We start from the raw sequence: 13,341 nt of genomic DNA, 5'->3' as shown, positions 1-13,341 counted from the left end.
GAGGCAGGTCACTCAGACCAGCCGAGCGCCACCGTCGATGTTTAGCGTGGCGCCGTTCATAAAGGTGTTGGTCATCAGGAAAACGGTAGCGGCGCCTGCTTCAGCGGCGGTACCGATGCGATGCCCATATACGCTCTTCGAACGCCCGACGCAGGTAGTTGATTTCAGCGTCCAGCACCTTGCCCGCCACAAATGTGCCGGCGAGCAGAACCAGATGATCCACGTGAGGGATGTCCGCCAAGGCGGAGTAGACGGCATCGCCGTTGGTGACATCAGCGGCGCGATCTTTACGAACGGGCGCTACGAATTCTGCGCGAGGTAGAGGACATCGAGCAGGCAGCAGTGGCCTCGCGCGCTGAGCCCTCCGGCACCTTGAAAGTGACCGTGCCGCCGCCTATCGGGCTGAACGAATGTGAAGGCGTTTGTGAGTTTCCTGAACGAGCTGTTTCCCAGCCCTACCGCGTGGGACGAGATCGTAGCGAAGGCGTAGCGCCAGGTTTCTTTCTGAACCAAAGCTGGACGTCCGCTATTTCGGCCGATTGCTGCCTGTTGCGATGGGCAAAGCCGGGTATCGGTGCCGACGCTTTCACATAGATTGGAGGCTGGTTTTGATGGTCGTGACCACACGGTTACGGCCTTCGTGTTTAGCGTGATACAGGCGTTGATCGGCTGTACGCAGAATGGCCTCGATGGTGTCGCCGTCGCGGCCGGATTGCGATACGCCGATGCTCACTGTGACCACGGTTAACCGCTGCAGGCCATGAAAAGAATTATTTGCAACGGTGTTTCGCAGACGCTCAGCGATGACGTGCGCGCCTTCAAGTGAAGTCTGAGGTAGCAGAATCATGAATTCTTCCCCGCCCACTCGGGCTACGCCGTCATACGGCCGGATCGAATCGAGGCATTTCTCCACGAAATCTTTCAGGATGTCGTCGCCAACCTGATGCCCGAAGCGATCGTTGATGGACTTGAAATTATCCAGATCGAGTGCCAATACGGAGAACGGCTCACCGCCGCGCTTGGTCCGGCCCATTTCGACTTCGACCCGCTCCATGAACCGACGCCGATTATCAGCACCCGTCAGTGGATCGGTGGCCGCAAGGTGCCCGAGTTCTTGATTGGTGCGCTGGAGTTCCTGCAGGGCGCTCTCGGTATACGCCATCGCTTCGGCAAGACGCACCATCAGTTCTTCTTGGCTGTAAATCTTCGAGAACGACCGCGTGGTGAGGAACGCTTGCACGACCCCATAGCTCAACATGAAGAATCCACCGGCGAAGATCGCATGAGCGAGCCACCACATGTGGTTCCACGGACGTGCAAGGATGAAGGCAAGCGATGACAGCGCGAACGCGGTGACCGAGACGACAAAAATCATCATCAGCGGCGAACGGATACGGCGCAGCAGGAGTATTGCCACGGTCAATGTGGAAAGAACGAGGGCACCACCTTCCATCGAGAGGCGCACCGCGAGATTGCCGGCGATCGGCGAATTCGCGACGTACGCCACTGCCACGTCAACCAGCAGGAACAGTCCTATCCAGGTCAACCACGGGCGGGCCTTCATTCGTTGGTCCGCGGCATCAGGTGGGCGGTGGTACGACAGCATTCCGACTAACAGCAGAATCGACATGACCAGTCGAGAGGCTGGTCCATACAGCAGGAAGAGCCAGATATTGTGGTGTGCAAGCCCGGTGAATGCGCCATGCAGCGCGTAGATCAGTACAAAACCGAGAAAACCAAGCGTCATCCATCGCAGCAGCGGATCTCCCGATGACTGATAGCAGCGCCACGTGACGTAAGTCACAAACAGGCCCGCCAAGGTGGCTGCCGTGATCGCAATGATATGGAACAGGTGGTTTTCGAAAATAAGGGTGGGGTCTTGAAAGACGTATAAGTAGCCAATCAGATAGGCCGGAACAAACGCGAATCCTGCGAGTAGCAAGTAGGCATAAACCTTGACCATGAGGCGGACGGCTTCAGGTGGCTCGCCGGTGGCGATGAGATTGCTCATGGTTCCCTCCAAGTTGAAATCTATTTAGCCAACACCGGTCCGGTGTTGGCTCCAAAGCCGCCTACTTGCCAACGGTCCCACGCATCATTACGCAGATAGGGGATGGACCGACCTATGGCATTTCAATATTAGACTCCTTGCCGATTTCTGCTGCACAAGCAGGTAAAAATGTTCACGCGAACGCAAGGGGCGCGCTAATTGATCTGCACAATAACCGGGCCTTCCGTGACGACCGGCGGGTTCGTGTGGATGTGCGAGGCGTTTTTCTGAATCCAGTCGCGAGCGACTTTCATGCTCTCATCGGTACCGGCCTTGTCCGTGCAAACAGTCACCGACATACCACCATCACCGAGCGGTAGCAGTGTGTAGCTTGCCAGGCCAGCCACTTTACGGAGGGCAGCTTCGACGTCGTCCTTTTGCTTTTCTAAAACATCGAAAAGCTGCTTTGCACCAGGACCTGAGTAGGTTCTTATGACCGCATACATAGTCGTCTCCTTTGTGATTTAGCGTCTTGATACCCATCCAGATCCGCTGATGGCCGCTGATTTGTTCAGCTTAGTCAAACGCCGGTGACAAGCGAAATGCTACGACCACCGGCAGCTCCTGGCCGATAGCTGCATAGCAAAGTCGATAGGTCAGATATTGACCCATGCAGAGGGTGGGCAACCCCGCACTTAGTGCCGTCAACGCCACTACAGATCCCGAGCCCAGGTCTGGCTGACGAGGTCTTTTCCGAAACTGCGTACCTGTTCCTCTTCGACCAATTGAAAACCTGCCTTTTGATAGAGCTTTCGGGCATCGGAAAGCACGCTGGTTGTCCAGAGCATCATGCTCCTGTAACCAGCGCCCCGTGCAAATCGCAGACTTTCTTCAAGCAACCGATTGCCGATTCCAATGCCTCGGGCACTTGCATCCACGTAGAGCATTCGCAGTTTGGCGGTCGTCTCGTCATGTCTGACGACAAAGACCGAACCGATGACCTTGCCATCTTTTTCCGCGATCCAGCATCGCTCGCAGGACTGATCGAATTCACGAAGGTATTTGGCGACTATTTCTGCCACCAGCGCTTCGAATTCTGAATTCCATCCGTATTCGCGGGCATATAGTTGAGCTTGCTGCTGAACGACAATCCCCATATCACCCGCTTCAGGATCGCGCAGGAGGTAGGAGGGATCTCTGTCGCCTAATAGCGCCTGTATCCGTTTCATGGCTTGGGTCAATTGCTCTTGCTGTGGCTCAGGCAAGCCTTGCAGCATCAACACGACTTCCTCGCGAGCGGCTTGCTCCAGCGAGGCCAGCACGGTGCGACCAGGATCGGTGAGCTGGATTTGAGATGCTCGGGCATCGCTTGCCGAGCGAGTCCTGCCAATCAAGCCTTTTTTCTCGAATCCACCGATGACTCGGCTGACGTAGCCGGCGTCCAGGCCGAGCATCTGACAGAGGTCCGAACTCTTCAGGCCAGCACTGGCGCCTAATTCATAAAGAATGCGAGCCTCGGTCAACGAAAATTCGGCCTTAAGCAGGTGCTCTTGCAGCGCGCCGATCTGGTGGGTGTAGAACCGGTTAAAGCGGCGTACCGTTTCGGCGCGCTCAGTAATGGTTGCGGACATGGAAATCCCCATATAGTTGCTTTTGGCAATTATATGGTTGACTTAGGCAAGTATGTCAATCCTGCGATGGTCAGTTGCAACGACCGCTTCTGACCCAGGCTGTGTAAAAACGCAGGTCCTGTTTTGAAGTCCGCATCTCTACGTGAAATCTCACAGTGATTGGCAGATCAGAGGTGCTGAAATTTGCGTAGGAGCTCGGTTTTCGTTCTGATTCGGACCTTCAAACCCGCTCTAAAACGTTTTTACACAGCCTGGACCCATTGCAGCCATTGAGTCCCTCACCCATGACTGCCGAAGGCTGCTACGGGTCTTGGCTAGCCGAGCACTCCTTGGGCTCAATGGGAATGGCGAGGAGGCCCGTTTTCCGGGATGACGCGCCAGTACAGGGTCGCCGGTTCCAGGCAACCGCCCGTGGACAGCTGGCCGACCAGTTGCCGGTAGAGTTCCTGCCACGGCGTTTGCGAGGGGGCGAGGGCGGGTAGCGGTTCCTGGCGACGTGCGTCCAGTTCGGCTTCGTCCACCAGCAGGTTGACGCTGCGCGCATTGAGGTCGACACGCAGGCGGTCGCCGGTACACAGCAACGAGAGGCCGCCGCCCACGGCGGATTCCGGCGACATGTTGAGAATCGACGGGCTGGCTGAGGTGCCGCTTTGGCGGCCGTCACCCAGGCACGGCAGCGCGTCGATGCCGGCTTTGATCAGCGCTGATGGCGGCGCCATATTCACGACCTCGGCACTGCCGGGGTAGCCGACGGTGCCACAGCCGCGAATCACCAGGATACAGCGTTCATCGATGTCCAGGGCCGGGTCGTTGATCCGTGCCTGATAGTCTTCGGGGCCCTCGAAAACGATGGCGCGCGCCTCGAAACAGTTGGGTTGTAGCGGGTCGCTGAGGTAGGTGCTGCGAAAGGCTTCGCCCACCACCGACATCTTCATGATTGCACTGTCGAAGAAATTGCCGCTGAGCACGATGAACCCGGCGCGATGCTTGAGCGGGTCTTCGCACGAGCGGATCACGTCGCGGTCGCCGGTCACTGCGCTTTCGACGATCTCGCCCATGCTGCGCCCACTGACCGAACGGCAGTCGCGGTGCAGACGGCCAACCTTGTCCAGCTCATGCATCACTGCCGGCACGCCGCCGGCACGGTGAAAGCTTTCTCCCAGGTATTCACCTGCCGGCATGCAATTGACCAGCAGCGGCACGTCTTCGCCGACGCGCTGCCAGTCCTCCAGCGACAGGTCGATACCGCTATGGCGGGCAATCGCAATCAGGTGCGGCGGGCAGTTGGTGGAGGCGCCCAGCGCGGAGGCGACGGCGATGGCGTTTTCAAACGCGGCGAGGGTCATGATGTGTGAAGGACGCACGTCTTCGCGCACCAGGTCGACAATCCGCAGGCCGGTGGCATAGGCCATCTGCCCGCGCTCGCGGTAAGGCGCCGGGATGCTCGCGCAGCCGGGCAGCGACATGCCCAGTGCTTCGGCCAAGGCGTTCATCGACAGGGCAGTGCCCATGGTGTTGCAGTGGCCCACCGACGGTGATGAGGCGGTGGTCAGGGTCATGAACCCCTCGTAATCGATCTCGCCGGCGCTGAGCAGATTGCGTGCATGCCACAGCACGGTGCCAGAGCCGATCCGCTGGCCCTTGTGCCAGCCGTCGAGCATGGGCCCGCCGGACAGGACGATTGACGGCAAATCGGTGGTGGCCGCCGCCATCAGGCAGGCCGGGGTGGTTTTGTCGCAGCCGGTGGTGAGTACAACGCCATCGAGCGGGTAGCCGTGCAGCACTTCCACCAGGCCCAGGTAGGCGAGGTTGCGGTCCAGCGCCGCCGTTGGCCGGCGCGATTGCTCGGCGATCGGGTGCACGGGGAATTCCATCGGGATGCCACCCGCGTCGCGGATGCCGTCCTTGACCCGCTTGGCCAGTTCGATGTGATGCCGGTTGCAGGGGGTCAGGTCACTGCCTGTCTGGGCGATACCAATGATCGGCCGACCCGATTGCAGTTCAGCGCGGGTCAGGCCCTGGTTCATGTAGCGTTCCACGTACAGCGCGGTGAGGTCGGCGTGGCTGGGGTCGTCGAACCACAGCTGACTGCGCAGACGGCGTGGGGTTGAATCGGTCATGACAGGCTCCATCAGGTTATTCAGGCAAATGGTTTTGGCGGCGCAACTGGCGGATCAGTCCGGCGTGGTCGAGTTCGCCGTCGCCGGCGTCGACCATGGCCTGGAACAGTCCGTCGACCAGGCTGGCCACGGGCAACGTCAGGCCCAGTGTCCGCGCTTGCGCGACGGCAGTGCGGGTGTCCTTGAGTTGCCAAATGGCGGGGCCGCCGGGGGCGAAATCGTTGTCGAGCATGCGCTGACCATGCTGACGCCAGATCGGCGAGTCGACGAAACCGCCCAGCAGCGCCTCGTGGACTTTGGCTGGGTCAGCGCCGCCGCGCTCGGCCAGCAGCAGGCCCTCGGCGACGGTGGCGATGGTGCTGGCGACGATCAACTGGTTGACCAGCTTGGACAGCTCGCCGGTGCCGGCCGGGCCGACGTGCACGGGGCGGCCCATGGCGGCCAGCACGTCGCGGCCCTGTTCGAAGGCCGCCGCTTCGCCGCCGACCATGATCGCCAGGCTGCCTTCGCGAGCGCCCCGTTCGCCGCCGGAAACCGGGGCGTCGAGGTAGCGCAGCCCTCGCGCTGCACACAGGTGCGCCTGCTCGACCGCGGTTTCGACGGGAATCGAACTCATCACGATCACCAGTGCCCCCGCCGCCAATGCCAGCGCGGCGCCGCCTTCGCCGAACAACAGCTGATCACAGGTCGGGCCATCGCTGAGCATGCAGATCAGCACCTGTGCGCCGTCTGCTGCCTGGGCAGCCGTCTCGACAATCTCGGCGCCGTGTGCGGACAGTTCCGTCGTCTTGGCCGCCGACCGGTTCCAGGCCCGCACCGGGTAACCGGCCTGCAGCAGGTTGCGGACCATGGGCTTGCCCATGATGCCTGTACCGATAAACGCTACGGTTTGAAGGGTCATGCCTTGCCTCCCAGTGCTTGAGCCGGAGTGATAGACGCGCCGACCTGCGACACCTTATTGCGTGGCATCAACACCATGCCCAGCCCGCCGGCGCCGACCAGTGCGGCAATGACCAGGAAGCCCGGCGTGTAGCTGCCGGTCATGTTGAACAGGAGCCCTGTCAGGTAAGGACCGACGAAGCCGCTGAGGTTGCCGATGGAATTTATCAGGCCAATCCCTGCCGCGGCCCCGACTCCGGTCAGCACCTGTCCCGGCACGGCCCAGAACACGTTGATTGCGCTGTACACGCCCATGGCCAGCAACACGAAACCGATGACGATGATCCACGGCTGGTTGAGCAGCAGCGCCACAGCGATGGAGACGGCAGCCAGCATCGCCGCGCCGCCCGCATGCCAGTGACGCTCCTGCAGACGGTCCGAGCGGCGGCTCCACCAGATCATCGCGACTGCGGCGACGGCGTAGGGGATGGCAGTGATCAGCCCGTTTTGCATCAGGCCGATCTCCAACCCAAACGAGGCACGGAACGACGCCAGCACGGTGGGCATGAAGAAGTTCATGGCGTTGGAACCCGAGGTGATGCCGAAGTACACCAGCGCCAGCATCCACACCTGACGGCTGCACAGGGCCTTGCGGATCATCTGGCCCTTGGTCGGTTGCACGCCCACCACCAGCGGTTTGCTGCGCTCTTCCTGCTCGAGGGTGTTGATCAACCATTGCCGCTGTTCGGGGGTCAGCCAATGGGCATCGGCCGGGCGGTCGGTGAGATAGAAGTAGCAGACCACTCCCAGGATGATTGCAGGGACGGCTTCGACGATGTACATCAAGCGCCAGCCGACGAAGCCCCAGGCGTCGCCCAGTTGCATCAGCCCCACCGACAGCGGCGCGCCCAGCACCTGGGCGATGGGCACGCCGAGGTAGAAGGTGGCGATCATGCGGGCGCGATAACGGCTGGGGAACCACAGCGACAGCAGATAAATTACGCCGGGGAAGAACCCGGCTTCGGCAATGCCCAGCAGCACGCGCAGGGTGATGAAGTGCCCGGCCGTCTGCAGAAACCCCATGGCGCCAGCGATGATGCCCCAGGTCACCATGATCCGCGCCAGCCAGACCCTGGCGCCGAAGCGGTGCAGCAGGATATTGCTCGGCACTTCGAACATGAAGTAGCCGAGAAAGAAAATCCCCGCTCCCAGGCCATAGATGGTCTGGCTGATGCCGATATCGTCGTTCATCCGCAACGCCGCGAAGCCGACATTGTTGCGGTCCAGGAAGGCCACCACGAACAGCGTGATGAGAAAGGGAATCAGGCGCTGGGTCACGCGCTTGATAGTCTGTTTTTCAATCTCCGAGACATCGGGGTGTGGAGTCATCATGTCGCACCGCCTCGCATTATTTTTGTTGTTGTTTTCATGGTTGCAAGCGTGAATCGGGCCTTGCCTGCCGCTAGCCTGCGGTGGAGTCCTCAACATGGGCGCGCACGATGGCGTCGAAGTCGGCGTCGGCAGTAAAGCCCAGGGCGCGTGCACGTGGCGCCTCGACCTGGCTCGGCCAGCTTTCGACGATGCGCTGTATGGTGGTGTCCGGCTCCCAGCGAATCAGCTTGACCACCTCAGCGCCTGCCACCCGTTGCAGGGCGCTGACCATGTCGGCGACGGTGGTGGTCACGCCGGGCAGGGGAATGATCCGCTGATTGCCCAGGGTCTGTGGTGACAGGGTCATGCCGAGCAACATCGATTCGACAACGCGGCGTGGCGAGGTGAGGTACACCTGCGTGTCCGGGCGCACCGGGCAGACCGCAGGCTGACCCACCAGCGGTTCGCGGATGATCGAACTGAAGAAGGTCGAGGCTGCCTTGTTTGGCTTGCCGGGACGTACGGCCACCGTGGGCAGGCGCAATACACGCCCGTCGACAAAGCCCTTGCGTGCATAGTCGGCCACCAGCAGTTCGCCGACCGCTTTTTGCATGCCATAGGACGATTGCGGGGTGAGCACGGTGTCGTCGTCGACAACCTCGGGCAACTTGCCGCCAAACACCGCGAAGCCACTGGCGTAGACGAAGCGCGGCGTATTGCCTTGCTTGCGCAGGGTTTCCAGCAGCGTCATCAGACCGTGCAGATTGACCTGCATGCCCAGGTCGAAATCCGCCTCGGCGGCCGAACTGACCACCGCCGCCAGGTGCCACACAAGGTCAACGCCATCGGTGACCCGCGCCATTACCTCGGGGTCGGCAATATCGCCGGTGACGAGTTCGATGCGTGGGTCGCTGGGCAGGTCTTCGCCGGCAAAGGCGTCGAACAGCACAATGCGCTCAATGGGGCGGGGCGCCTGGCCTTCGAGGGTCAGGCTGTTCAGATCCAGCAGGCGCCGGGCCAGTTGCTTACCGATAAAGCCGGTGCCGCCGGTGATGAGAATCCGCATGTCTTGCTCCTGTTTCTTATGATTGTTCGCAAGGCTTGCCTGGAGTCAGTCCGCTTGAACCGTGCGCTGGAGTTGCTCGCCAAGGCCCGCGATGCCCAAGCGCATTTCCTGGCCGGCGCGCAGAAATACCGGGGACGGTTTGACACCCAGACCTACGCCTGGTGGCGTGCCCGTGGAGATGATGTCTCCCGGCTGCAGCGACATGCAGCGGCTCAGGTAGGCGATCAACGCGGGGATCTGGAACACCAGCGTGCGCGTGTTGCCGTTCTGGTAGCGATGCCCGTCGACTTCCAGCCAGAGATCGAGCTGATGGGGATCGGCGATTTCGTCGCGGGTCACCAGCCAAGGGCCGATGGGGCCGAAGGTGTCGAAGCCTTTGCCCTTGTCCCAGGTGCCGCCACGCTCCAGCTGCCATTCGCGCTCGGATACGTCGTTGATCACGCAGTAGCCGGCAACGTGCTCCATGGCGTTGCTTTCGTCGATGTAGCGACCGCCCTTGCCAATCACCACACCCAGCTCGACTTCCCAGTCGGTCTTGGTCGAACCGCGCGGGATCTCGACGTCATCAAAGGGACCGCAGATGGCGCTGGTCCATTTGTTAAACACCACGGGTTCGGTGGGTACCGGCATGTTCGATTCTGCCGCATGGTCCGCGTAATTGAGGCCGATGCAGATGAACTTGCCCACTTGGCCGACGCAGGCGCCGATGCGCGGCGAGCCGCTGATCAGTGGCAGGCTGTTGGGGTCGAGTTTGCCCAGGGCAGTCAGGCTAGAGAGGTCCAGGGCCTTGCCGGCCACATCGGAAATATGGGCAGACAAATCGCGAATATTTCCTTGAGCGTCCAGCAGGCCGGGTTTTTCCTGGCCCTTGTCGCCATAGCGCAGTAGTTTCATACGAGGAATCCTGAATGGGAGAAAAAAGGGTCAGACGCTCATCCCGCCATCGATGATGTGTACGCCACCGGTGGTATAGGCACTGGCGTCGCTGGCCAGGTACAACGCCAGGCGGGCGATTTCTTCGGGCGTGCCGATGCGGCCCATGGGCTGGCGGTCGACAAAGGCCTGATACACCTCCGACTCCGAACGGCCCTGTTCACGCGCCTGTTCGGCAATGCGTTGGCGCAGGGAAGGCGAATCGACAGTGCCGGGGCAAATGGCGTTACACCGAATGCCTTGGCGGACGTAGTCGGTGGCCACTGATTTGGTCAGGCCGATGACGGCGGCCTTGCTGGCCGTGTAGGCAAAGCGGTTGGGCACGCCTTTCACACTGGAGGCCACCGAGGCCATGTTGACAATACTGCCACCGCCCGCCGCCAGCATGCCCGGCAGGAACGCGCGGATCATGTGGTACATGGCGCTGACATTGAGGTCGAAGGAGCGCTGCCAGGCCTGTTCGTCGCAGTCGAGCAATGCTCCGCTGTGCACGTAGCCGGCACAGTTGAACAGCACGTCCAGTGTGCCCACCTGTTGGCAGATCGCATCGATGGCCGAAGGCTGGGTCACGTCCAGTTGCAAGGCCCGGATGCCGGGGATGTCCTTCAGCGCTTCGATGTTCAGGTCGGTGGCGATGACCTGGGCGCCGGCTTCCTGGAAGGCCAGCACCGATGCGCGACCTATGCCTTGAGCCGCGGCGGTGATCAGAACGCGTTTGTTGGCGAGGTTCATGGTGGTTTTCCATTGTTATTGTTTGGCGCAATGGCCAAAACCCTAGTGCTGCTCGCCGATAAGCGCCAATGAGATATTCTCAACCACCAATAACCGGAAGTTATCAAATGGCCGGCGTCGCCTTTAGTTAAACTTCCAGCCCCCGGAGTCGCTGTGATAACCCGTGGTTATCGTTTGATCGAATCATGTCATTGGGCAGCTGGCGATCGGCCTACTAGAGTGCACGACGCCCTACCGTAAGGGCGGCAACCGCTCAGCAGAGGCGCGCATGAGAACAATAAAAAGCTACAAGACGCTGACCATCCTTTTTCTGTTCCTGATCGGCGTGGTCAACTACCTGGACCGCAGTGCGCTGTCCATCGCCAACACCTCCATCCAGAAAGACCTGGCCATCAGCCCGATGCAAATGGGCATCATGCTTTCGGCCTTTTCCATCGCCTACGCCTTCTCGCAGTTACCGCTTGGCGCCTTGATCGACCGACTGGGCAGCAAGCTGGCGCTAGGCGGCTCGCTTATTGTCTGGTCGGTGGCACAAGCGGCCTTCGGTCTGTTCAGCAGCTACGGCCAGCTGGTTGGCTTGCGGGTGCTGCTGGGCATTGGTGAGGCACCGGTCTTTCCCTCGGCAGCCAAGGCGCTGTCGGAGTGGTTCGACACTCAGGAGCGCGGCACGGCAACCGGCTGGGTCTGGTCGTCGACCTGCATCGGCCCATGCCTGGCACCGCCATTGCTGACGGTGTTCATGGTGAACCTGGGTTGGCGTGGCATGTTCGTACTCACCGGTATCATTGGCCTGGTGCTGGCCGCGTGCTGGTTCACCTTCTACAAGAGCAAGGCGCAGTACATGGCCGAGACGGGCCGCGCCGAACCGCTGCCAACGCCGGCCCAGCGAAGCGCGGCGCCGCGGGTGCGCTGGGCGGCGCTGTTCAAGGAGCGCAATACGTGGGGCGCCTTTCTCGGTTTCATGGGCGTGATCTACATGATCTGGCTCAACCTCACCTGGTTGCCCGGCTATTTCGAACGTGAGCACGGCCTGGACCTGTACCGTACCGCCTGGGTGGTGTCGCTGGCCTATTTGTTCGGCGCGGTGGGCACCATCGTCGCCGGCAAGGCCTGCGACCGGCTGGTAGCGCGCGGGTTGAAGGTACTCGCCAGCCGCAAGCTGATGGTGATAATGGGTTTGCTTGGCGGGGCGCTGTTTACCCTGATCGTGGCATTCACCACCAACGTGGTTGCCTGCGTGGTGCTGCTGTGCCTGACGATGTTTTTCATCAATATTTCCAGCGCCACGGCGTGGATGATCGTCAACACCATCGTGCCGTCGGAGCGGGTGGCGTCTTTCGGCTCGATCCAGAATTTTGGCGGGTACCTGGCGGGCTCCATTGCGCCGATTCTCACCGGGTTCAGCGTGCAGCAGAGCGGTTCGTTCAGCGCGGCGTTCGTGATCAGCGCGGTAGTGGCGGCGTGCTCGGCCCTGGCGTATTTCGTACTGCTCAAGGAGCCGACGGCGAAAGCACCGCCGTTGGCGACGGTCGACGGCGCTCACGCTGCGGTATGAAACGTTCGTAGCAAGCTGCCCGTCAGGTGATGTCCGAGTCCTGTTCAGTCCCGCGTAGATTCCGGTTCCTCCAGGTGATCGATGTGCTTGAAGCGCTCAACCAAAAAATCGATCAGGCTGCGTACCCGCGCCGACAGGTGCAACTGTTGCGGGTACACGGCGTAGACATCGGCGCGGGTGGGGGTCTGATCCTCCAGCACCAGGCGCAAGCGGCCACTGCGCACGTAACGGGCGATGTCCCATTCGGCCCGCAGCAGAATGCCGTAACCTTCCAGCGCCCAGTTCAGGGCCACTTCACCGTCGTTGCAGCCCAACGCGCCGCGCACTTTGATGTTTTGCGTGCGCCCGCCGTTGGTGAAACTCCATACGCCGTAGGGCGTTTCGTTTTGCCGCAGGAAGATGCAGTTGTGTTGCTGTAAATCCGCCAGGCGTTGGGGCACGCCATGTCGTTCCAGGTACAGCGGCGAGGCGCATAACAGACGGCGATTGGAGGCGATTTTTCGGGCATGGAAGGCGGCGTCCGGCAGCGTGCCGAAACGAATACCCAGGTCAAACCCATGCGTCGTCAGGTCGAGCGGGTGGTCGCTGATTTCCAGCTGTATTTCCACCTCTGGGTACTGCGCGAAGAACGCGCCCAGGGCCGGGCCGATGTAGCGCCGACCGAATCCCAGCGAAGCGTTGACGCGAATCAGGCCTTTAGGCGTCGCCCGACTGCTGCTGATCAACTGCTCGACCTCATCGATCTGCGTCAGGATGCGCGCGGCATGGGAAAAATACAGTTCACCTTCCGAGGTCAGGCTCATCGAGCGCGTGGTGCGATTGACCAGGCGGATGCCTAGCCGTGCTTCCAGCGCGGTCAGGCGTTTGCTCACCGCCGGCGGTGTGACGCCGAGCTCGCGAGCCGTCGCCGCGAGGCTGCCTTTGTTGGCCAGCAGGTAGAAAAAAGACAAATCCAGGGTTTGGCTCATTGGTAACTCAAATTCATCTATGTAGTGATTTGGAGTAACTCACGCTCATTTGTTCACTACATATACTCCGCTCACACCCTGATTGAACACCCCCGT

General features: G+C 61.0%; 12 protein-coding genes. 1 reads left to right on the top strand and 11 read right to left on the bottom strand.

Translation table 11 applies throughout. The features are described 5' to 3' along the window. Positions 1 to 100: 100 nt before the first annotated feature. From ACYZTZ_RS14675 to ACYZTZ_RS14630, 10 genes are all read right to left on the bottom strand, one after another. Positions 101 to 223, bottom strand: a complete 123-nt coding sequence (locus ACYZTZ_RS14675) for a hypothetical protein (RefSeq protein ID WP_269084616.1) — start codon at positions 221 to 223, stop codon at positions 101 to 103. A 363-nt stretch (positions 224 to 586) separates the two neighbouring features. Beyond that, the gene (locus tag ACYZTZ_RS14670; RefSeq protein WP_461998727.1) at positions 587 to 2,011 is read right to left on the bottom strand and encodes a GGDEF domain-containing protein; all 1,425 of its coding nucleotides are present in this window, start codon (positions 2,009 to 2,011) and stop codon (positions 587 to 589) included. Between the two features lie 194 nt (positions 2,012 to 2,205). Continuing rightward, positions 2,206 to 2,496 carry a hypothetical protein gene (locus tag ACYZTZ_RS14665; protein WP_056741666.1) on the bottom strand — a complete coding sequence of 97 codons (291 nt, stop codon included), beginning with the start codon at positions 2,494 to 2,496 and terminating at the stop codon, positions 2,206 to 2,208. Between the two features lie 207 nt (positions 2,497 to 2,703). Further along, entirely contained in the window at positions 2,704 to 3,621 is a 918-nt protein-coding gene (locus ACYZTZ_RS14660) for a bifunctional helix-turn-helix transcriptional regulator/GNAT family N-acetyltransferase (RefSeq protein WP_461998726.1), read from the bottom strand. Positions 3,622 to 3,956: 335 nt separating this feature from the next. After that, the gene (locus ACYZTZ_RS14655) at positions 3,957 to 5,741 is read right to left on the bottom strand and encodes an IlvD/Edd family dehydratase (protein ID WP_461998725.1); all 1,785 of its coding nucleotides are present in this window, start codon (positions 5,739 to 5,741) and stop codon (positions 3,957 to 3,959) included. A 16-nt stretch (positions 5,742 to 5,757) separates the two neighbouring features. After that, positions 5,758 to 6,642: an NAD(P)-dependent oxidoreductase gene (locus ACYZTZ_RS14650; protein WP_461998724.1), complete on the bottom strand. Its 885-nt coding sequence runs from the start codon at positions 6,640 to 6,642 to the stop codon at positions 5,758 to 5,760. After that, on the bottom strand, positions 6,639 to 8,012 hold the full coding sequence (locus ACYZTZ_RS14645; RefSeq protein WP_461998723.1) for an MFS transporter: 1,374 nt from the start codon (positions 8,010 to 8,012) through the stop codon (positions 6,639 to 6,641). The genes ACYZTZ_RS14650 and ACYZTZ_RS14645 overlap by 4 nt, the downstream gene beginning before the upstream one ends. 70 nt (positions 8,013 to 8,082) lie before the next feature. After that, positions 8,083 to 9,057, bottom strand: coding sequence for a D-erythronate dehydrogenase (gene denD, locus ACYZTZ_RS14640; protein ID WP_461998722.1), 975 nt, complete (start codon positions 9,055 to 9,057; stop codon positions 8,083 to 8,085). Between the two features lie 45 nt (positions 9,058 to 9,102). Continuing rightward, the gene (locus ACYZTZ_RS14635) at positions 9,103 to 9,951 is read right to left on the bottom strand and encodes an ureidoglycolate lyase (protein WP_461998721.1); all 849 of its coding nucleotides are present in this window, start codon (positions 9,949 to 9,951) and stop codon (positions 9,103 to 9,105) included. A gap of 30 nt (positions 9,952 to 9,981) precedes the next feature. Continuing rightward, complete coding sequence (locus tag ACYZTZ_RS14630) at positions 9,982 to 10,722, bottom strand: SDR family oxidoreductase (protein WP_461998720.1); 741 nt, start codon at positions 10,720 to 10,722, stop codon at positions 9,982 to 9,984. 268 nt (positions 10,723 to 10,990) lie between these two features. Between ACYZTZ_RS14630 and ACYZTZ_RS14625 the strand changes: the two genes are divergently transcribed. Further along, the gene (locus ACYZTZ_RS14625) at positions 10,991 to 12,277 is read left to right on the top strand and encodes an MFS transporter (RefSeq protein ID WP_461998719.1); all 1,287 of its coding nucleotides are present in this window, start codon (positions 10,991 to 10,993) and stop codon (positions 12,275 to 12,277) included. 44 nt (positions 12,278 to 12,321) lie between these two features. On the opposite strand, the gene ACYZTZ_RS14620 is transcribed toward ACYZTZ_RS14625, so the two are convergent. Continuing rightward, positions 12,322 to 13,245, bottom strand: a complete 924-nt coding sequence (locus tag ACYZTZ_RS14620) for a LysR family transcriptional regulator (protein ID WP_461998718.1) — start codon at positions 13,243 to 13,245, stop codon at positions 12,322 to 12,324. Positions 13,246 to 13,341: the final 96 nt, after the last annotated feature.

The organism is Pseudomonas sp. LB3P58 (genome assembly GCF_054897895.1).
The sequence above is the reverse complement of the archived record's forward strand: the minus strand, read 5'-3'. Positions and strand labels throughout refer to the sequence as shown.

Bases quoted from the DNA above. Each gene is read 5' to 3' on its own strand.
- ACYZTZ_RS14670 (WP_461998727.1), bottom strand. From the start codon at position 2,011: ATGAGCAATCTCATCGCCACCGGCGAGCCACCTGAAGCCGTCCGCCTC.
- ACYZTZ_RS14665 (WP_056741666.1), bottom strand. From the start codon at position 2,496: ATGTATGCGGTCATAAGAACCTACTCAGGTCCTGGTGCAAAGCAGCTT.
- ACYZTZ_RS14660 (WP_461998726.1), bottom strand. From the start codon at position 3,621: ATGTCCGCAACCATTACTGAGCGCGCCGAAACGGTACGCCGCTTTAAC.
- ACYZTZ_RS14655 (WP_461998725.1), bottom strand. From the start codon at position 5,741: ATGACCGATTCAACCCCACGCCGTCTGCGCAGTCAGCTGTGGTTCGAC.
- ACYZTZ_RS14650 (WP_461998724.1), bottom strand. From the start codon at position 6,642: ATGACCCTTCAAACCGTAGCGTTTATCGGTACAGGCATCATGGGCAAG.
- ACYZTZ_RS14645 (WP_461998723.1), bottom strand. From the start codon at position 8,012: ATGATGACTCCACACCCCGATGTCTCGGAGATTGAAAAACAGACTATC.
- denD (WP_461998722.1), bottom strand. From the start codon at position 9,057: ATGCGGATTCTCATCACCGGCGGCACCGGCTTTATCGGTAAGCAACTG.
- ACYZTZ_RS14635 (WP_461998721.1), bottom strand. From the start codon at position 9,951: ATGAAACTACTGCGCTATGGCGACAAGGGCCAGGAAAAACCCGGCCTG.
- ACYZTZ_RS14630 (WP_461998720.1), bottom strand. From the start codon at position 10,722: ATGAACCTCGCCAACAAACGCGTTCTGATCACCGCCGCGGCTCAAGGC.
- ACYZTZ_RS14625 (WP_461998719.1), top strand. From the start codon at position 10,991: ATGAGAACAATAAAAAGCTACAAGACGCTGACCATCCTTTTTCTGTTC.
- ACYZTZ_RS14620 (WP_461998718.1), bottom strand. From the start codon at position 13,245: ATGAGCCAAACCCTGGATTTGTCTTTTTTCTACCTGCTGGCCAACAAA.